Annotated in this window: 16 protein-coding genes and 1 pseudogene; 13 read left to right on the top strand and 4 right to left on the bottom strand. The window is 67.2% G+C overall.

The window, feature by feature from the left end:
* Nucleotides 1–127 precede the first annotated feature (127 nt).
* On the top strand, nt 128–1000 hold the full coding sequence (locus AB4120_RS26930) for an EamA family transporter (protein ID WP_262389837.1): 873 nt from the start codon (nt 128–130) through the stop codon (nt 998–1000).
* A gap of 22 nt (nt 1001–1022) precedes the next feature.
* Here AB4120_RS26930 and AB4120_RS26925 read toward each other — a convergent pair whose 3' ends face one another.
* Complete coding sequence (locus AB4120_RS26925; RefSeq protein WP_441643053.1) at nt 1023–1619, bottom strand: GNAT family N-acetyltransferase; 597 nt, start codon at nt 1617–1619, stop codon at nt 1023–1025.
* A gap of 100 nt (nt 1620–1719) precedes the next feature.
* Here AB4120_RS26925 and AB4120_RS26920 point away from each other — a divergent pair, with 100 nt between their 5' ends.
* From AB4120_RS26920 to AB4120_RS26865, 12 genes are all read left to right on the top strand, one after another.
* Complete coding sequence (locus AB4120_RS26920; RefSeq protein WP_149137928.1) at nt 1720–2199, top strand: winged helix-turn-helix transcriptional regulator; 480 nt, start codon at nt 1720–1722, stop codon at nt 2197–2199.
* 342 nt (nt 2200–2541) lie between these two features.
* Entirely contained in the window at nt 2542–3873 is a 1332-nt protein-coding gene (locus AB4120_RS26915; protein WP_149137929.1) for an MFS transporter, read from the top strand.
* 36 nt (nt 3874–3909) lie between these two features.
* The gene (gene nirB, locus AB4120_RS26910; RefSeq protein WP_441643051.1) at nt 3910–6471 is read left to right on the top strand and encodes a nitrite reductase large subunit NirB; all 2562 of its coding nucleotides are present in this window, start codon (nt 3910–3912) and stop codon (nt 6469–6471) included.
* Between the two features lie 15 nt (nt 6472–6486).
* Nucleotides 6487–6870, top strand: a complete 384-nt coding sequence (gene nirD, locus AB4120_RS26905; protein WP_144203440.1) for a nitrite reductase small subunit NirD — start codon at nt 6487–6489, stop codon at nt 6868–6870.
* 72 nt (nt 6871–6942) lie between these two features.
* Nucleotides 6943–8184 carry an NAD(P)/FAD-dependent oxidoreductase gene (locus tag AB4120_RS26900; protein WP_149137930.1) on the top strand — a complete coding sequence of 414 codons (1242 nt, stop codon included), beginning with the start codon at nt 6943–6945 and terminating at the stop codon, nt 8182–8184.
* A gap of 60 nt (nt 8185–8244) precedes the next feature.
* A complete protein-coding gene (locus AB4120_RS26895; protein ID WP_149137931.1) occupies nt 8245–10983 on the top strand; it encodes a nitrate reductase in 2739 nt (912 codons plus the stop codon).
* Between the two features lie 175 nt (nt 10984–11158).
* The gene (locus tag AB4120_RS26890; RefSeq protein ID WP_149137932.1) at nt 11159–11614 is read left to right on the top strand and encodes a helix-turn-helix domain-containing protein; all 456 of its coding nucleotides are present in this window, start codon (nt 11159–11161) and stop codon (nt 11612–11614) included.
* A gap of 102 nt (nt 11615–11716) precedes the next feature.
* Nucleotides 11717–12772, top strand: a complete 1056-nt coding sequence (locus AB4120_RS26885; protein WP_149137933.1) for a hypothetical protein — start codon at nt 11717–11719, stop codon at nt 12770–12772.
* 47 nt (nt 12773–12819) lie between these two features.
* The gene (locus AB4120_RS26880) at nt 12820–13248 is read left to right on the top strand and encodes a hypothetical protein (protein WP_144203450.1); all 429 of its coding nucleotides are present in this window, start codon (nt 12820–12822) and stop codon (nt 13246–13248) included.
* Nucleotides 13249–13350: 102 nt separating this feature from the next.
* The gene (locus AB4120_RS26875) at nt 13351–13977 is read left to right on the top strand and encodes a helix-turn-helix transcriptional regulator (RefSeq protein WP_149137934.1); all 627 of its coding nucleotides are present in this window, start codon (nt 13351–13353) and stop codon (nt 13975–13977) included.
* Complete coding sequence (locus AB4120_RS26870; RefSeq protein WP_149137935.1) at nt 13967–14947, top strand: ornithine cyclodeaminase family protein; 981 nt, start codon at nt 13967–13969, stop codon at nt 14945–14947. The genes AB4120_RS26875 and AB4120_RS26870 overlap by 11 nt, the downstream gene beginning before the upstream one ends.
* A gap of 52 nt (nt 14948–14999) precedes the next feature.
* Nucleotides 15000–15968, top strand: a complete 969-nt coding sequence (locus AB4120_RS26865; protein WP_149137936.1) for a threo-3-hydroxy-L-aspartate ammonia-lyase — start codon at nt 15000–15002, stop codon at nt 15966–15968.
* Between the two features lie 34 nt (nt 15969–16002).
* Here the strand turns inward: AB4120_RS26865 and mdtD are convergent, their stop codons facing one another.
* The 3 genes and pseudogenes from mdtD to AB4120_RS26850 all read right to left on the bottom strand — a co-directional run.
* On the bottom strand, nt 16003–17436 hold the full coding sequence (gene mdtD / locus AB4120_RS26860) for a multidrug transporter subunit MdtD (protein ID WP_244845007.1): 1434 nt from the start codon (nt 17434–17436) through the stop codon (nt 16003–16005).
* A gap of 72 nt (nt 17437–17508) precedes the next feature.
* Complete coding sequence (locus tag AB4120_RS26855; RefSeq protein WP_441643050.1) at nt 17509–19527, bottom strand: TonB-dependent receptor family protein; 2019 nt, start codon at nt 19525–19527, stop codon at nt 17509–17511.
* Between the two features lie 160 nt (nt 19528–19687).
* Nucleotides 19688–19903, bottom strand: a pseudogene (locus tag AB4120_RS26850) (bifunctional UDP-4-keto-pentose/UDP-xylose synthase); the annotation flags it as partial.

Below are 19903 nucleotides of genomic sequence, written 5' to 3'. Positions count from 1 at the left end.
TGTGCATGGCGGGCCACAGCGGGCTCGGGCATGATGCGGCTCCGGCCGTGCCGGCGGGCGTCGCACCTCGCAACTCGCACCTCGCAACTCGCACGGCGCCCGGCAATCCACCGTTCCAGGACCCGAATTGCCCCTTACCCGCCTCAAACAAAGTCAGACACTGCTGGCCGTGCTGGCCCTGATCGGCTCCATGGCCTCGCTGTGCGTGGGTACGTCGTTCGCCAAAAGCCTGTTCGGCGTTCTGGGCGCCCAGGGCACCACGGCGCTGCGCGTGGGGTTCTCGGCGCTGATCCTGCTCTGCGTCTGGCGACCGTGGCGCTTTCCGCTCACGCGCGCCAATGCCCGCGCCATCGCCCTGTATGGTGCCGCGCTGGGCGCCACGAACCTGCTGTTCTATATGTCCCTGCGCACGGTGCCGCTGGGGCTGGCCATCGCCATCGAGTTCACCGGACCGCTGACCGTGGCGGTCCTCTCCTCGCGCCGGGCCATCGACTTTCTCTGGATCGGTTGTGCCGTGACCGGCCTGCTGTTGCTGCTGCCCCTGGGGGCGTCCACGGCTCACCTGGACCCGGTGGGCATCGGCTATGCGCTCGCGGCCGGGGTGGGCTGGGCGCTCTATATCGTGTTCGGGCAGATGGCGGGCAATGCGCATGGCGGCCAGGCCACGTCGCTGGGGTTGACCATGGCCGCGCTGGTGACGCTGCCGTTCGGGCTGGCCCATGCGGGGACGACAATGTTCAGCCCGTCGCTGCTGCTGGCCGGGCTGGCGGTGGGGCTGCTGTCGAGTGCAATTCCCTATTCGCTGGAGATGGTGGCGCTGAAACGCCTGCCGCGCCGCACCTTCGGCATCCTGCTCAGCATGGAGCCGGCCATGGGTGCGCTGGCCGGGCTGGCATTCCTCCATGAGCAGCTCATGCCGATTCAGTGGGTGGCGATTGCCGCCATCATCGTGGCGTCGGTCGGCTGTACGGCAACTTCCCGGCGCCCGGCGCCGGCCTGACACCTGACACCTGACACCTGACTCAGTTAGCGGCAAACCAGTCGCGCGGGAGCCATTCGGCAGAGGGGGCCGAGGGGGCCAGGGCCTTGCGCGGTTCGGCCAGCGTCAGGCTCACTTCGTGGAGCAGGCTGTCCTCGGGGTTGCGCCGCGTGGCAAAGCCGCAATCACGCATGATGGCCAGCATGCGGCGGTTTTCGCTGAGCACGTCGCCACGCATGCCGCGCAGGCTGGCGGCGCGGGCCAGTTGCTGGAGCCGCTGGATCAGGCGCCGGCCCAGGCCCTGGCCCTGCCAGTTGTCCGCCACCACCACGGCCAGTTCGGCAAGCCCCTCGTCGTTCACCACGTATTCGGCATTGGCGACGATGACCTCGCCAAAGGTGACCACCAGCGCCACATCGCGGTCCTGGCGACGGCTCACAAACCGAGCAAGCGTCTCGTTGGCCACCGGGCCACCGGTCAGGAAGCGGAAATAGCGGCTTTCGCGCGACAGACCATCCACAAAGGTCCGCAGGCGCCCATGATCGGACACCCGGGCGGCGCGCAATGTCACCCGCGCACCGCCCCGCACGGTCCAGCTTTCTTCACTGATTGTCGCTTGCGCGTCGCGCTGCTCGTTCATCCACTTCATGACGCGCTCCTGACTACGTTTTATGTAGCCAGGAGTATAGGCGATACCCTGACTTTTGCAAACGTAGTTAGGATGCTATGCTGGATTCACCATGACCGAGCCCACCCAAGTCACCCTTCCGCCATGCTCCATCGCCGCCACCCTGTCCCTGATCGGCGAAAAGTGGACGATGCTTATCTTGCGCGATGTGTTTTCCGGGGTGCGGCGGTTCGACGATTTCCTCCAGCGCCTGCAGTGCTCGCCGGCCGTGCTCTCCGCACGGCTCAAGACACTGACCGAAGCCGGCTTGCTGCGCCGGGTCAGCTATAAGGAACCGGGCGAGCGGGAGCGGTTCCAGTACCACCCGACGCGCGCCGCCGTGGACCTGCTGCCGGTGCTGGTCGGCCTGATGCAATGGGGCGACGATCACCTCGCGCCCAGTGGCCAGGGTCCGGCCGAAGTCCGTTCGAAGACCTCCGGGCTCAGGGTGCGCGCCGCCTTGATCGACGAATCCGGCGCGCAAGTCCTGCCGAACGACATGCAGTTGCTGTCCGCCTACCGCGTCACGCCAGACGGCAGCAGCAAGGGCTGACCCGCCCGCCCCCCTCCCGGGTGCGCCCTCCCCGCGCGCACCGTGCGGAATCATTGCACTGCACCATCCCCGTGCCCACGCCCCATGCTGGCGCCGCACCATGATGCATAAACGTGCATTACACGCCGCTTTTCGTCCGAAAACCGGCTTTCCACACGCCTGATACGCCCCATCACCGGCTGGCACACCGCTTGCGATAGTAAGCACGGGCCGGTCAACGGCGACCTGCCCACCCCACATCAAACGCTGGCTATCTCATGTAGCCACGCGTCAGGACAACGGCGTCCCCAGAACTGGCCTTTGCCAGCCTCTCGGGACGCCTTTTGTTTTTGGAGCACAAGCATGAACGGTAAAGCCACCCGGATCGACCTGCTGAGTCTCAAGACCCCGCAGATGCGCGCCTTCCACCTGACGTGGATGGCGTTCTTCGTCTGCTTCTTCGCGTGGTTTGCCTGCGCACCGCTGATGCCGGTGCTCAAGGGCGAGTTCGGCCTCACACCGGGCCAGATCGCCAACATCAATATCGCCGCCGTGGCGGTGACGATCATCGTCCGCCTGATCATCGGCCCAATGTGTGACCGCTTTGGCCCGCGCAAGACCTACACCGGCCTGCTGGCCATTGGCGCGCTGCCCGTGCTCGGCGTGGCGCTGGCGCAGAACTACGAGACCTTCCTGTTCTTCCGCCTGCTGATTGGCGCGGTGGGGGCGAGCTTCGTCATCACGCAGTACCACACCTCGGTGATGTTCGCGCCGAACGTGGTGGGCACGGCCAACGCGGCGTCGGCCGGCTGGGGCAATGCCGGCGGCGGTGCGGCGCAGGCGGCCATGCCGCTGCTGCTGGGCGCGATCCTGATGATTGGCGTGGACCATGCACTCGGCTGGCGCCTGGCGCTGGTGGTGCCCGGCGTGCTGATGCTGATCATGGCCGTCGTGTACTGGAAGTTCACGCAGGACTGCCCGGAAGGTAACTACTCGGACCTGCGCGCCCGCGGCGTGGCGGTAAGCGGTGCCAAAGGTGGAAATGGTGGAAAGGGCGGCGGCGGCTGGGCCAGCTTCAAGGCGGCCAGCGCCAACTACCGCGTCTGGCTGCTGTTCATCACCTACGGTGCCTGCTTCGGCGTGGAGATCTTCATCCACAACGTGGCCGCCACCTTCTACGTGGACCACTTCGGCCTGTCGCTGTCCGCCGCCGGCATGGCTGCGGCGAGCTTCGGCCTGTTGGCGCTGTTCGCCCGGGCGCTGGGCGGCTATGTGTCGGACCGCTTCGCCCGCCGCCGTGGCCTGGACGCCCGCTCGATGGTGCTGTTCGTCTTCATCCTCGGCGAAGGGCTGGGCCTGCTGTGGTTCGCGCAGGCGTCCAGCGTCACGCTGGCCGTGGTGGCGATGCTGATCTTCGGCCTGTTCACCCACATGGCCTGCGGCGCCACCTACGCGCTGGTGCCGTTCATCGACCGTAAGGCGCTGGGCGGCGTGGCCGGCATTATCGGCGCCGGCGGCAACGTGGGCGCGGTGGCGGCCGGCTTCCTGATGAAGGGCCTGGGCGACCTGCAACAGACTCTGACCTACCTCGGCGTGGCCGCCACGATCGCCGCCGTGTGCGCCATCGCCGTGCGCTTCAGCGCCGAGCACAAGGCCCAGGAGCAGGCCCTGTACGACAGCGCGCTGGCCAACTGAATTCGCATACGAAGAACCCCGGACAAGGAAAGCATCATGAAAATCATCATCGTCGGGCACGGCATGGTCGGCCACAAGTTCCTGGAATGCCTGGCGGACGCCGGCGCGCAGGACCTCGAAGTGACGGTGCTGTGCGAGGAGCCGCGCCCCGCGTACGACCGCGTCCACCTCTCCGAATTCTTCGCGGGCAAGTCCGCGGAAGACCTCTCGCTGGTGCCGGCCGGCTTCTTCGAGCAGCACAACAACATGCTGCTGCGCCTGAACGCCAGGGCCACGGCCATCGACACCGCCGCGAAGACCGTCACCACCTCCACCGGCGAGACGCTGGCCTACGACAAGCTGGTGCTGGCCACCGGCTCCTACCCCTTCGTGCCGCCGCTGCCGGGCAAGGACCGCAAGGACACCTTCGTCTATCGCACCATCGAAGACCTGGAAGCGATGCGCGAATGCGGCAACCGGGCCAAGACCGGCGTGGTCATCGGCGGCGGCCTGCTCGGGCTGGAATGCGCCAAGGCGCTGCGCGACATGGGCCTGGAGACCCACGTGGTGGAGTTCGCCCCGCGCCTGATGGCCGTGCAGGTGGACGAAGGCGGCGGCCGCATGCTGCGCCAGAAGATCGAGGAGCTGGGCGTCAAGGCGCACACCGGCAAGAACACCAAGGAAATCGTCGATGGCGTGGACGGCACCCATCGCATGAATTTTGCCGACGGCACGCATCTGGACACCGACATGATCGTGTTCTCGGCCGGCATCCGCCCGCGTGACGAACTGGCGCGCGAGAGCGGCCTGGCCGTGGGCGAGCGCGGCGGCATCGCCGTGGACAACAACTGCCTGACCTCCGACCCGCACATCTACGCGATTGGCGAGTGCGCGCTGTGGCAGGGCAAGATCTACGGCCTGGTGGCCCCCGGCTACGACATGGCGCGCGTGGCCGCTCGCCACCTGCGCGGCGAGGCCGCCGAGTTCGGCGGCGCCGACATGAGCACCAAGCTCAAGCTGATGGGCGTGGACGTGGCCAGCATCGGCGACCCGCACGGCAACGTGCCGGGCAGCCGCTCGTACCAGTTCACCGACGAGCGCAAGCAGATCTACAAGAAGCTGGTGGTCTCCGACTGCGGCAAGTACCTGCTCGGCGGCGTGCTGGTGGGCGATGCCGAAGAATACGGCACGCTGCTCCAGATGATGCTGAACCGCATCGAGCTGCCCGAGTCGCCCGAATTCCTGATCCTGCCGTCCTCGGACGGCCAGGCCAAGCCGGCGCTGGGCGCCGACGCCCTGCCGGACACCGCCCAGATCTGCTCGTGCAACAACGTCAGCAAAGGTCAGATCTGCGCCGCCGTGGGCGATGGCGCCACCAGCATCGGCGCGCTGAAGACCTGCACCAAGGCCGGCACGGCGTGCGGCGGCTGCGTGCCGCTGGTCACGCAGATCATGAAGGCCGAGATGAAGAAGCAGGGCATGGCGGTCAACAACCATGTCTGCGAGCACTTCCCGTACTCCCGCCAGGAGCTGTACCACCTGGTGCGCGTGGGCAAGTTCAAGTCCTTCGAGGACCTGCTGGCCGCGCACGGCAAGGGCCTGGGCTGCGATATCTGCAAGCCCACCGTCGGCAACATCCTGGCCTCGTGCTGGAACGACTTCGTGCTCAAGGAAGAGCACGCCAGCCTGCAGGACTCCAACGACTACTTCCTGGCCAACATCCAGAAGGACGGCACCTATTCCGTGGTGCCGCGCATGCCGGGCGGCGAAGTGACGCCCGACGGCCTGATCGCCGTGGGCCAGGTGGCCAAGAAGTACGGCCTCTACACCAAGATCACCGGCGGCGCACGCGTGGACATGTTCGGCGCGCGGCTGGAACAGCTGCCGATGATCTGGGAGGAACTGATCGCGGCCGGCTTCGAGTCGGGCCATGCGTACGGCAAGTCGCTGCGCACGGTGAAATCCTGCGTGGGTTCCACGTGGTGCCGCTATGGCGTGGATGACTCCGTGGGCCTCGCCATCGAGATCGAGAACCGCTACAAGGGCCTGCGCGCGCCGCACAAGATCAAGTTTGGCGTGTCCGGCTGCACCCGCGAATGCGCCGAGGCGCAGGGCAAGGACGTGGGCATCATCGCCACGGAACGCGGCTGGAACCTCTACGTCTGCGGCAACGGCGGCATGAAACCCCGCCACGCCGAACTGCTGGCCGGCGACCTGGACCACGACACGCTGATCCGCTACATCGACCGCTTCCTGATGTTCTACATCCGCACGGCAGACCGCCTGCAACGCACCAGCACCTGGCGCGACAACCTCGAAGGTGGCCTGGACTACCTGAAGTCGGTGGTGATCGACGACAAGCTGGGCGTGGGCGCCGAACTCGAGGCCGAGATGCAGCACGTGGTGGATACCTACGAGGACGAGTGGAAGAAGGCCGTCACGGACCCCGAGACCCGCAAGCGCTTCCGCCACTTCGTCAACAGCGACCTGCGCGACGACAACCTCGTCTTCCTGGAGGAGCGCGGCCAGATCCGCCCGGCCACGCCCGAGGAACGGAACTTGCAGCGCTCCCGCCTGAGCCACATCCCCGTGGTTGCCGTGCCCGCAAAAGCAGCCTGATAAAAGGAGAACGTGATGCATCATTCCCATCATCCCGAAACCTGGACCGCGATTTGCACCTTGCGCGACATCGTGCCCAATACTGGTGTCTGCGCACTGGTGGATGGCCAGCAAGTGGCCGTGTTCCGCATCGGCCGGGGCGAGGAGGTCTTTGCCATCGACAATTTCGATCCGAACTCGCAGGCGGCGGTGCTCTCGCGCGGGCTGGTTGGCAGCCTGGGCGAGCGCGTGGTGGTGGCCTCGCCGATCTACAAGCATCACTTCGACCTGCGTACCGGCGAATGCCTGGAAGCCCCCGAGCACTCGGTGGCGGCCTACGCGGCCCGGGTCTACGACGGCAAGGTCTGGGTAGCCGCCAGCGAAGTCGCACGACAGGCCGAGGAAGAACTGGCGGCCTGAGCTGCTTTCCCGCTTCCCGCTTCCCGCATTGCCCCTCGCCCTCGCCCACGCCCAAGCCATTTGAGACGCTCCATGACGCCTACCGCCAACCCGCACGCCAAACCCCGACTGGTTGTCGTCGGCAACGGCATGGCCGGCATGCGCACGGTCGAGGAACTGCTGAAGCTGGCGCCGGACCTGTATGACATCACGGTGTTCGGCGCCGAGCCGCACGGCAACTACAACCGCATCCTGCTCTCGCCGGTGCTTGCCGGCGAGAAGACTGTCGACGACATCATGCTCAACACGCGCGAGTGGTACGCCGCGCATGGCATCGAGCTGCTGGCCGGCGACCCCGTGGTAGCCATCGACCGCCCCCGCCGCATGGTGCGCTCGGCCTCCGGCCGGGAGGTGCACTACGACCGCCTGCTGCTGGCCACGGGCTCCAAGCCGTTCATCCTGCCGGTGCCGGGCCATACGCTCGACGGGGTGATCGCCTTCCGCGACATCCAGGACGTGGAAACCATGCTCCACGCCGCGCGCAACCATCGCCACGCGGTGGTGATTGGCGGCGGCCTGCTCGGGCTCGAGGCCGCCAACGGGCTGCTGCGCCAGGGCATGGACGTCACCGTGGTGCATCTGGCCGACAGCCTGATGGAGCGCCAGCTCGACAAGCCCGCCGCCGCGCTGCTGAAGCTGGCACTGGAGCGCCGCGGCCTGCGCTTCCTGCTCGGCGCGCAGACCGCCGGCATTCTGGGCGATAGCCGCGTGACCGGCGTGCTGTTCAAGGACGGCAGCCAGATTCCGGCGGACCTGGTCGTGATGACTGCCGGCGTGCGGCCCAATATCGAACTGGCGGCCAGCGCCGGGCTGCGCTGCGAGCGCGCCATCGTCGTGGACGACACGCTCCAGACCTTCGACCCGCGCATCTACGCCGTGGGCGAGTGCGTGCAGCATCGCCAGGCCACCTTCGGGCTGGTGGCGCCGATCTGGGACCAGGCACGCGTCTGCGCGGCCCACCTGGCCGGCGCCGGGCATCGCCGCTACGTGCAGCAGGCCACAGCCACCAAACTCAAGGTCACCGGCGTGGACCTGTATTCGGCGGGCGATTTCATTGGTGCCGATGGCAGCGAGGATCTGGTCCTGCGCGACCCCCGGCGCGGCGTCTACAAGCGGCTGGTGCTGCAGGACGGCCGGCTCGTGGGGGCGGTGCTGGTTGGCGACGTGCAGGACGGCCCGTGGTACTTCGACCTGATCCAGAGCGGCAAGCCGGTGGGCGCCCTGCGCCAGCGCCTGCTGTTTGGCAAGACCCAGTGCGAGGCCCTGGCCGCCTGATTTGCTGCCTGATTTGCTGCCTGCATTGCCGGCTGACATCACCGAAAGAGAGACATTGCTGTGAACCTGTCCGATATTGCGGTGGTTTCCGCCACCCCCACCACCACAACCGCCACCACCTGCCCCTATTGCGGCGTGGGCTGCGGCGTGCGCGCCACCGTGCGCGCGGACGGCCAGGTCGAAGTCAGCGGCGACGCCGACCATGCCTCCAACTTCGGCCGGCTCTGCGTCAAGGGCTCCGCGCTTGGCGAAACCCTCGACCTGAACGGCCGCCTGCTGCACCCCCAACTGCGCGAGGCCGATGGCCAGTTGCGCCGCGTCTCCTGGGACGAGGCGCTCGACAAGGTGGCCAGGGGCTTCTCCGACATCGTCGCCGCGCACGGCCCGGACGCCGTGGCGCTCTACGTCTCGGGCCAGATCCTGACCGAGGACTACTACATCGCCAACAAGCTGATGAAGGGGTTCATCGGCACGGCCAATATCGACACCAACTCGCGGCTCTGCATGTCGTCCGCCGTAGCCGGGCACAAGCGCGCCTTCGGCGAAGACCTGGTGCCGTGCAGCTACGAGGACCTGGAGACCGCCGATCTCGTCGTGCTGGTGGGCTCCAACACCGCGTGGTGCCACCCCATCCTGTTCCAGCGACTCTCGCGCGCCAAGGAAGCCCGGCCGGCCATGAAGATCGTGGCGATCGACCCGCGCCGCACCGCCACCTGCGAACTGGCCGATCTGCACCTGCCACTGCGCGCCGGCACCGATGTACGCCTGTTCAACGGCCTGCTGAGCCATCTGGCCCGCGCCGGCAAGACCGACACGGCCTTCGTCGCCGCGCACACCGCCGGGCTGGAAGCCACCCTGGCCGCCGCCGAGGCGGACGACACCAGCGTCGCCGCCGTGGCCCGCGCCTGCAAGCTCGACCCGGCGGACGTGCAAGCCTTCTTCGACCTGTTCGCCAGCACGGAACAGGTCATCACGGCGTTCTCGATGGGCGTGAACCAGTCGTCGTCCGGCACGGACAAGGTCAACAGCATCATCAACTGCCATCTGCTGACCGGCCGCATCGGCCGCCCCGGCATGGGCCCGTTCTCGCTGACCGGCCAGCCCAATGCGATGGGCGGGCGCGAAGTCGGCGGGCTGGCCAACATGCTGGCTGCCCATATGGAGCTGGCCAACCCGCTGCACCGGGACATCGTGCAGGACTTCTGGCAGTCTCCGGCGATGGCCGACCAGCCCGGCCTCAAGGCCGTGGACCTGTTCGATGCCATCGAGCAGGGCAAGGTCAAGGCAGTCTGGGTCATTGCCACCAACCCCGTGGTGAGCCTGCCCGATGCCGACCAGGCGCGCCGCGCGCTGGCCAGGTGCGAGCTGGTGGTGGCGTCGGACATCGTCACGCACACCGACACCAACGACGCCGCCCACATCCTGCTGCCCGCGCTGGGCTGGGGCGAGAAGAACGGCACGGTGACCAACACCGAGCGCCGCATCTCGCGCCAGCGCGCCTTCCTGCCCGCACCGGGCGAGGCCCGCGCCGACTGGGACATCCTTTGCGACGTGGCCCGCCGCATGGGCTTTGCCGGCTTCGACTACGCCGGTCCGCATGAAATCTTCGACGAACACGCCCGCCTGAGCGCCTGGCGCAACGACACCGCCACCGAGCGCGATGCGCCGCGCGCGTTCGACATCAGCGGGCTGGCCGGGCTGGCCCGGGCCGACTACGACGCCCTCGCGCCCGTGCAGTGGCCAGTGCGCGCCAATCTGACCGAGGGCACGCCGCGCCTGTTCACCAATGGCCGCTACGCCCATCCCGACGGCCGCGCCCGCTTCGTGCCGACCGCGCCGCGCGCGCCGGCCCACGCCACCGACGACGACTTCCCGTTGATCCTGAACACCGGCCGGGTGCGTGACCAGTGGCACACCATGACCCGCACCGGCAAGGCCGCGCGGCTCTCCGACCACCTGCCCGAGCCGTTCGTCGACATGCATCCGCAAGACGCCCTGCTGTGCGGCGTGGGCGAAGGCAAGCTGGCGCGCATCACCAGCCGCTGGGGCGCCATGGTGGCCCGCGTGCGCCACGGCGGCGGCATTCCGCGCGGCAGCGTGTTCGTGCCGATCCACTGGAACAGCCAGTTCAGCTCCGATGCCCGCGTGGGCGCGCTGGTCAATCCGGCGGTCGATCCGGTCTCGGGCGAGCCGGAGTTCAAGCACACGCCGGTGCGCGTGGAGGAATTCCGCGTGTCATGGCACGGCTTCGTGCTGAGCCGCGCCGCCCTGCCCGCCGACGCGCTGACGTACTGGACGCGCATCCAGGGCAAGCAGTTCCAGCGCTACGAGTTCGCCGGCCGCGAGACCATCCCCGACCGCGCCGCCTGGGCCCGCGCGCTGCTGGGCGTGCAGGACCCCGAGGCCGACTGGCTCGAATACGAGGACCGCACCGCCGGCGTCTATCACGCGGGCTATGTGGTCAACGACCGCATCGAGGCCTGCGTGTACGTCTCCACCCGCCCGGACCTGCCTTCGCGGGCGTGGCTGTCGCAACTGTTCGGGCAGGAGCGGCTGGAGGACACCGACCGCATCGGCCTGCTGCTGGGCCAGCCGATGGAGAAAGGCGCGGACGCCGGCCCCACCGTGTGCTCCTGCTTCGGCGTGGGCCGCAACACGATCTGCGACGCCGTGCGCAAGCACGACCTCAAGACCCCGGCCGACATCACGGCCTGCGTGAAAGCCGGCGGCAATTGCGGCTCCTGCGTGCCGGAGTTGAAGAAGCTGCTGGTGGAAATCCGCGTGGCGGAAGCGGCATAAATACTTGCCTTTCACCTCTCTCCCCGTTTATTGGGCGAGAGGAGATATTAGGCACCCTTATTTCTGATATTAAATAATTCCGACAAACAGTTCATTCATTTCACCTACGATGAGCTGATTACACCGTAGCGCGGTGACACCCCGTCATCCGCTCGAAAAATAATATTGGGCATGCTTGTCGCCACCAAGGTTGACCACCCGGGAATCCCAGGTGCTCGCCTTGATCGCCAAAGGGATGAGCAGCAGCGATATCGCCAGGTATCTGGGCGTTACCGAGTTCACAGCCCGCAAGCACCGCACCAATATCTCGGCAAAACTCGACATCCACTCCACGTCGCAGCTGGTGGCCTTTGCCACGACGCATGCCAATACGGCAACCCACGCGCCCACTCCGATTCTCCAGCCAGACAGATTAAGCAAGCGTGAAAAGGACGTCCTGCAAAGCCTCAGTCTGGGCCTGACGGCCAAGGAAATCGGCAGAGATCTTTGCATTAGTCCCCGTACCGTCAGCAAACATCTGGAAAACATCCGCGCCAAAACCGGGCTGCAAACCCTGGCGGATCTCATGACGATTTCCAGACAACTCAGAATTCACGCCGATTCCAGCATTCCGAATACGCATTCGGAGTAATGGCGAATATCCCCCCGTGGCACCAACACTGGTTATGCGATAAGTCATCGACCGCTATCGCAAAATCAACCGAATGCCAGCACATTCAAAAGGGGTAACACCATGAATTGGAATCGATCATTTACCGACCTGATACGCAACGGGCGCCCCGCCTATTGGGGAAACTGGACCCTGGCGCCCAATATCAAACCCGGCGCGGTGGGCTTTGTTTCTCCGGACACCGGCGATTTCACGCTGGTCAAGGAGGAGACACCCGGGCTCTCGCTGAGCACGCGCGGCATTCCCAACCAGTGGAAGCTGTCCTCCAGCAACGTGCAGCGCAGCGAGTCCAACGTCAACCTGGACGGCTCGGCCACCGATCCGGATACCGGCATCAAGGTGACGGCCGGCGTGGAGGTGAAGTGGGAATTCTCGACCGTGGGGTCGATCGCTTCCGAATTCGGCATCGCGTCGGAAACGTTCATCAGCGACCTGACCCTGCTCGGCAAGCCGGAAACCTACCAGTGGCTGTACGACCAGGCGCAATCGGTCAGCATGGGGTCGAACGGGCGGATCGCGCAGGGTTTCGGCGTGGTCACCAGCGCGGTCTATGCCCACAGCGGGCTGAACGTGGGTTCCCAGGACAACAGTTCCTCCTTCTCGCTGACCGGCTCCGCCGGCGCGGTGCAAGAGATGCTGGGCGGCGCCAACGGCAAGGGCTCGTTCGTCTCCACCCGCCAGAACAAGAGCGTGGACCAACATCTCTGGCCCTACCAGGCGGAGCAGCTCGCGCCCTCCCCGATCCCGATCGCCTACACCTTCGCCTCGTTCGACGGGCCGCTGCTGATTCCGAACTGGATCAACCGGCTCGGCGCCTTCGAGGTGGTGTTCGACAACAAGCCCGGGTGCACCTACGTGACCCACATCCAGATCGGCTACGACTCGCCGGCGGGGCGCCAGCACGATGAGTTCTCGCTGAGCGGCGGCATTTCCAAGACCGTGAGCAACATCCCGCTTAGCGCGACCAACATCCGCGTGGACGTGAAATTCCAGGGGGTCATGAACAGCGACCACTACGCCTTCAACTGGCCCAGTCCGCTGGGGCAATGGCTGACGGGCCGCCGCGCCATCGAGATGACCGGCGTCTGGCCGGGGCAGACCCACGCGCGGGAAGTCTGACTTCCCCCTTCATCGCAGAAACCTGAAGTTTTCCAAGGAGAAACACCATGGCAACGCTCGTCAACATCACCGCCAAGACCCCCACCGCCGTGCAGATCTGGGGATTTCACGATCCGTCCGACGTCGACGACGTGGCGGCGGCGCTCAATACCATCGCCAGCGGCCTGACCGGCAACGGCCACACGATTCACGTCATGTCCGGCACCCACGGCTACTGCGATGGGAAGATCGGCGCCGTGGCACAGCGCGAAGAGAAGTTCGCGGACGAGGACCGGGCCCTTGCGTCGCCCAAGACCAGGGACCAGAAACCCGTCGCCATCGCCGTGCATGACTTCAATAACGGCAACCTGCCCGGCCCCGACCGCGTGACGGCGGCCATGGCCAAGCTGAACACGGACATGCGCCGCATCGTGGGCAATCTCCCGGGCACCCACACCTTCCTGCTGGCCTACTGCTGCAGCGCAGGCACGCGCTAGCCTGCCGAAGTCTTGAAGGGCTCACGCCGTGGCGTGCACACGCGGCGTGAGCGGGCAGTCCGCACCTTGACATTTCATCTACTACTGGACAAAATGTCCAGCATGAAGACCCGCACACCCGAGCAGCGCCAGTTGCTCGACCAGATCAAGCAGATTGCCGATGGCCTCGGGCAAACGCTCGCGCCGTTCTGCGAGGTCGTGGTCCATGACCTGCTCGACCCTGAGCAGTCGATCCTCTCCATTCACAACAACCTGTCCGGCCGCGCCGTGGGCGACCCCACCACCGAGCTGGGCCAGGCCCGCATCACCGATCCGGACTACCCTCAGATCATCGCCAACTACCCGAACCAGTTCGCGGATGGGCGGCAGGCCAAGAGCACCTCGGTGGGCATCAAGGACAGCAGCGGGCGCTATATCGCCGCGCTGTGCATGAATGTGGACCTGACGCTGTTCCGCAGCCTGCAGATGGCGATGGGGCAATTCGTCCAGACTGCCGCAGAAGGGCCGCAAGAGTCACTCGACCCGGCCGGCACCGATGCCCTGCGTGCCCGCATCGACACCTTCGCCGCCCGGCTGGCCACCACGCCCCGTGCGCTGAAGACCGAAGACCGGCGCGCGCTGATGCATGAACTCAAGGCGTCGGGCCTGCTGGAGGTCCGGCGTGCCATGGAAACCGTCGCGGCACATCTCGGCGTGTCGCGCGCCTCGGTCTATAGCTATGCCCGCTGATACCCGTCTCGCCCAACTCCTGCTCCTCGACAAATTCGACGTGGAAGCCGCCCTGCAACCGGACGACGTGCTGGAAGCCGTGCGTGAAGCCTTCGTGCTGCACAGCCACCGCGAAGGCCGCGTGTTTCCGCTGATCCGCGAAAAACTGGCTACCGGCGGCGTGTTCGGCATCAAGGCCGGCGATGTGCCGAAGCAGAACCTGCTCGGCTTCAAGGCGGCCGGTTTCTGGCCGGACAACCGCGCCCAGGGCGGCGAGCCGCATCAGGCCACGGTGCTGCTGATCGACCCCGCCACGGGCCGCCCGCTCTGCGTGCTGGACGGCAACGCCATCACCACCGCGCGCACCGGCGCGGCCGGCGGCATCGGCCTGCAACTGCTGGCGCGCCCCAACAGCGAGCGTGTCTGCGTGTTCGGCAGCGGCGTGCAGGCGCGCGTGCAGCTGACCTATGCGCTGCGCCTGCTGCCGTCGTTGTGCCATGTGTCTTACGTCACCTTCAACCGCCAGCGCGATCCGGCGTTCGAAGCAGCGTTCTCTGACCGCTGCCAGATCGAACTGGCGACGGACGCCAACGCGGCGGTATCGAAAAGTGATGTTGTCATCACCACTACGCCCGGCGGCGGCGCCCTGTTCGACGCAGACGCCGTGCAGCCCGGCACCCACCTGAACTGCGTGGGCGCCGATACGCGCGGCAAGCGCGAGTTGCCGGACGGCGTGCTGGCCCGCGCGCGCGTCTTTGCCGACGATCGCGAGCAGGCCCGCGGCATTGGCGAATGCCAGTGGGCCGCCCAGGTCGATTGCACCGAGATTGGTGATCTGCTGACCGGCAATGCCATGTTCGACCGTGCCTCCACCGACATCACCGTCTTCGACATGACCGGCCTCGCGCTCCAGGACCTGACCGTCGCCCGCTTCCTGCACGAGCGCGCCGTGGCCAATGGCACCGGCAAGCGCCTGGCCTGGCCCTGGTAATCTCTCTCAACTCCCTCGCACCCCTTCGTACCCTTTCGTCCCCCAACCTGCCATGACGACCCTGCAACTGCCCACCTACGCCGATGTGCAAGCCGCCGCCCAGCGGCTGGAAGGCCATGCCAACCGCACCCCCGTGAACACCTCGCGCACCTTCAACGAGATGGTCGGCGCCGAAGTGTTCTTCAAGTGCGAGAACTTCCAGCGCATGGGCGCGTTCAAGTTCCGCGGGGCGTTCAACGCCTTGTCGAAGTTCTCGCCAGAGCAGCGCAAGGGTGGCGTGGTGGCGTTCTCGTCCGGCAACCATGCCCAGGGCATCGCGCTCTCGGCCAGGCTGCTCGGCATGCCGGCGACCATCGTCATGCCGCACGACGCCCCGGCGGCCAAGGTAGCCGCCACCAGGGGCTACGGCGCCAACGTGGTGACCTACGACCGCTACAAGGAAGACCGCGAGGCGATTGGCCGCAAGCTGGCCGCCGAACACGGCATGACGCTGATTCCGCCGTACGACCATCCGGACGTGCTGGCCGGCCAGGGCACGGCCGCCAAGGAACTGTTCGAGGAAGTCGGCCCGCTGGACGCCCTGTTCACGCCGCTCGGCGGCGGCGGGCTGCTCTCCGGCACGGCACTGTCCACGCGCGCGCTGGCGCCGGCCTGCAAGCTCTACGGCGTGGAGCCGGAGGCGGGCAACGACGGCCAGCAGTCGTTCCGCAAGGGCGAGATCGTCAACATCGACACCCCGAAGACGATTGCCGATGGCGCGCAGACCCAGCATCTGGGCCAGTACACCTTTGGCATCATCCGCCGCGACGTCAACGACATCGTCACCGCCTCGGATGCGCAACTGGTGGACGCCATGCGCTTCTTCGCCGAGCGCATGAAGATGGTGGTGGAGCCCACCGGCTGCCTCGGGATGGCCGCCGTGCTGGGCATGAAGGACCAGCTCAAGGGCCAGCGCGTGGGCGTGATCATCAGCGGCGGCAACGTCGATATCGCGCGCTTCTGCGAGCTGCTGGCAGCCTGAGCCACGCCCCGCCACGCCCCACCCCGGCCGGGGCCTACATCTCCCCGGCCTGCTTCACCTCTTCCTTCGTGTCGCGCGCCGGCTCCGGCGATAGCTGCATGAAGATCCATGCCGATGCCGAGGTAATCAGCCCCACGCAGATGAAGGTGGCGTGGAAGGCCGGCAGCACTTCCATCTGGTGCGCGCCGTTCGCGCCAAATCCGGCCTGGAACGTGGCCAGCAGCGCGCCGGCCGACGTCACCGCCAGGCTCATCGACAGCATCTGCACCATCGACAGCATTGAATTGCCGCTGCTGGCGCTGCCCCCCGACAGGTCTTTCAGCGTCACCGTGTTCATGGCCGTGAACTGGATCGAGTTGACCATGCCGAAGATGGCCAGCTGCACCAGCGTCAGCGCCAGCGGGCGCGTGGGCGAGATCAGCGCGAACGATGCCATCACCAGCCCCACCACGAAGGTGTTGACCACCAGCACGCGCCGGTAGCCGTGGCGCTCGATCAGCATCGTCGCCAGCCGCTTGGAGGCCATGCCGGCGGCCGTGACCGGCAGCATCATCAGGCCGGCATCGAACGGCGCGTAGCCCATGCTCACCTGGAGCATCAGCGGAATCAGGAAGGGCATCGCCCCGTTGCCGATACGCGCGAACAGGTTGCCGAGCAGCCCCACGCTGAACGCGTGAATCTTGAACAGCTTCAGCGGAAACAGCGGGTTCTGGCGCTTGTTGGCATGCAGCACATAGGCCGTGAGCGCCGCCATGCTGCCAATCAGCAGCATCAGCACCGTGGCGTGCTGGAAGCCCATGCCGGCCAGCCCATCCAGCGAAAACGACAGCGCCACCATGGCCACGGCCAGCAGCAGGTAGCCGGTGACGTCAAAGCCGCCCATGCCGGGCAGCCGCGAATTGGGCATGTAGCGGATGGTGGCCAGGGCGCCGATGATCCCCACCGGCACGTTGATCAGGAAGATCCAGTGCCATGACAGCGTCTGCGTCAGCCAGCCGCCCAGCGTGGGGCCGATCAGCGGGCCGATCATGCCCGGAATGGCCACGAAGCTGAGCGCCTGGAGGTATTGCTCGCGCGGGAAGGTGCGCAGCACCGAGAGCCGCCCCACCGGCAGCAGCATGGCGCCGCCCACCCCCTGCACCACCCGCGCGGCGGTGAGCACCGGCAGCGTGGGCGCCCAGGCGCACAGCAGCGAGCCGAGCACGAACAGGCCGATGGCGGTCTGGAAGATGGTGCGGGTGCCGAAGCGGTCCGCCAGCCAGCCCGAGGCCGGAATGACCACCGCCATGGTGAGGGAATAGGCAATGACGACCGACTGCATGCGCAGCGGGCTTTCGCCAAGGCTGTGTGCCATCGACGGCAGCGCCGTGTTGACGATGGTCGAGTCGAGCGTCTGCATGAAAAAGCCAACGGCCACCACCCACAGCATGATGCGCAGGTCGCGGTCCTGGGGCATGGAGGGGGGCATGGGGCTCCACGGATGCCAGTCAAAGACGCCACCTTAGGCCGGAGACGCGCCGCTGGCAAGTCAGGCGGCGGCTTACATCGACGCCCGCAGCCCCAGGAAGAAGCGCCGCCCCGCCGCCGGCTCGAAGTACCGGCCGTTGGCCTCGTTGACGATGACCGAGCCGATGTAGTGCCGGTCTGCCAGGTTGTCGATCCGGCCGAACAGGTACAGCCGGGTCCGGCCCAGCCTGAATTCGTAGCCGGCCTTCAGGTTGAAGACCATGTAGCCGGGCGCCGCCTGGGTGTTGAGGTCGTCCGCATAGACCCGGCTGTCCGCCCGCGCCTCCACCCCCAGCATCAGCGGCGCCAGCGGCCGGTAGGTCAGCTCTGCGCCCAGGCTGTGCCGCGCCGTGCCGGGCAGCCGGTTGCCGGCCGCCACCTGTAGCCCCTGCGCGTTGAGATAGGCCTCCCCGAAGTACGCCGACAAATAGGTATACCCAAGCCCCGCCCCCCACTGCTGCGCCTGGCCGAACGTGCCGCGCCAGCCCAGCTCCAGCCCGCGCCGGCGCACGCCGTTCACGTTCTGGTAGACCGTGCGGCCGGCATTGTTCGAGACCGGCACCACCTCGTCGTGGCTGTCCGCATCGAACAGCGCGGCCTCCAGCCGCTGGCCGGCCGCCTGCCATTTCACGCCGATCTCGCCCTGGCGGCTGGTGGACGCCTGCAAGCCCAGGTTGGCGCCCACGCCGCCGGGGCCGTAGGCCACCTCGGTCAGCGTCGGGGTCTCGAAGCCCCGGCCCAGGTTGGCGTAGACATTGAGCGTGTCGTGGGCGTGCCAGACCACGCCGGCCACCGGGCTGACGTTGTGATAGGTGGAGGTGCCGCTGTCGTCCGGGCTGGCCGCCGTGACGTAGTGGTCGTCAATGCGCAGCCGGACCATGCTCGCCCGCAGCCCGCCCACCAGTTCCCAGGCGGGATGTACGGTCCAGTTGAACTGGGCGAAGGCACCGTAGTCGGCCGCCTCGTCGGTCTCGTCCCGGCGCAGCGCGCCCTGCTGGCCGTTATCGTTCACGTAGCCGTGGCGGGCGTCGCGCATGGCGTTGGCCTCGATCCCGGCCGTCCATTGCAGCGGCAGGCCGTTGGCCGTGGTCTTGCGCGTCCACGCCAGCGCCGTGCCGCCGTAGGTGCGGTCCAGATCGACAATGCCACCCGCCGACGAAGGCGCCGCGCCGCTGAAGCCGAGCCGCTGGGTCAGCTGCCGCCCGCCGCCATAAAGGCGGAAGTTCAGGCTGTCACGTTCGTTCAGCTGGTGTTCGACCAACACACCGGCCTGCGTCTGCTCGACGTCCTTGCCCGTGTTGAACTGGGTGGCCGCCGGCACGGTCTGCCTGGGGTTGGCGTCCGCCTGGGCGCGCGTGAGCCCGAGCGGGTCCTCGGCCAGCGGCTGGGTGAAGTAGTTGAACTGGCCGGTAATTTTGGTGGCCGTGGTCGGCTGGGCCACGATCTTGGCGTTGAGCTGGTAGCGGCGTGCTGCGCTGTGGTCCCGGTAGCCGTCGGTCTGGTAGGTCCAGGCGTCCAGCGAGCCGCCGAGGCGGTCATTGCCGCCGGCCAGCGCCACGCCGGCCTGCCATTGGCCGTCCGAGCCGAAGCCCGTGGCGGCCCGCCCGGTGAAGCCGTCCTTGGGAGGATCGGGCGTGAACACCTGCACCACGCCGCCCGAGGCATTGCCGTACATCTGGGCGAACGGGCCGCGCAGCACCTCCACGCGGCTCGCGTTGGCCAGGTCGAAGGTGGACGCCTGCCCCTGCCCGTCCGGCATGGTGGCCGGAATGCCATCGACAAACAGCCGCACCCCGCGCACCCCGAAGGTGGAGCGGCTGCCAAAGCCGCGCACGGCGATCTGAAGGTCCTGGGCGTAGTTCTGGCGGTCCCGCACGGCGATGCCGGGCACGGTCAGCGTCAGTTCGGAGAGGTTGACCAGCGGGGATGCCGCCGTGAAAGGGTCCACGGCGATGCTGCTGACGGCGGCCGGGGCGTCGAACTGGCGCTGCTCGCTCCGGCTGGCGCTGACCACCACATCGGGCAGCGTCTTCTCGTCGGCGGTCTGGGCCATGGCCGCGGGCATCGCCAGCAGCGAAGCCAGTGGAAAGATGGAAAAACGGGAAAGGGTCCTGCCGGTGGCGTGCATGGGGGCGCGTTCCAGAGAGTAGACACCTCGCGCGCGAAACGTCGCGCGAGGCATAGTCTACCCAAACCGGGGCGCCCCGCCGGAATCAGTTGCCGCCGCTCACCAGCGTACGCGCCTCCACCACCTTGTCGCGGTAGGCCTCGAAGATGCGACGCAGCGCCTGCTCCATGTTCAGCTTCGGCTGCCAGCCCAGCTCCTCGATCGTGTTGTCGATCTTCGGCACGCGGTGCTGCACGTCCTGGTAGCCCTTGCCGTAGAACTCGCCGGAGGACGTCTCCACGATCTTCGTCTTGCGCGCCTC

The sequence above is a fragment of the Cupriavidus sp. 2KB_3 genome, assembly GCF_052115685.1.
In the GTDB taxonomy this organism is placed as follows: Bacteria; Pseudomonadota; Gammaproteobacteria; order Burkholderiales; family Burkholderiaceae; genus Cupriavidus; species Cupriavidus campinensis.
This window is presented reverse-complemented; position numbering and strand designations above follow the sequence as displayed.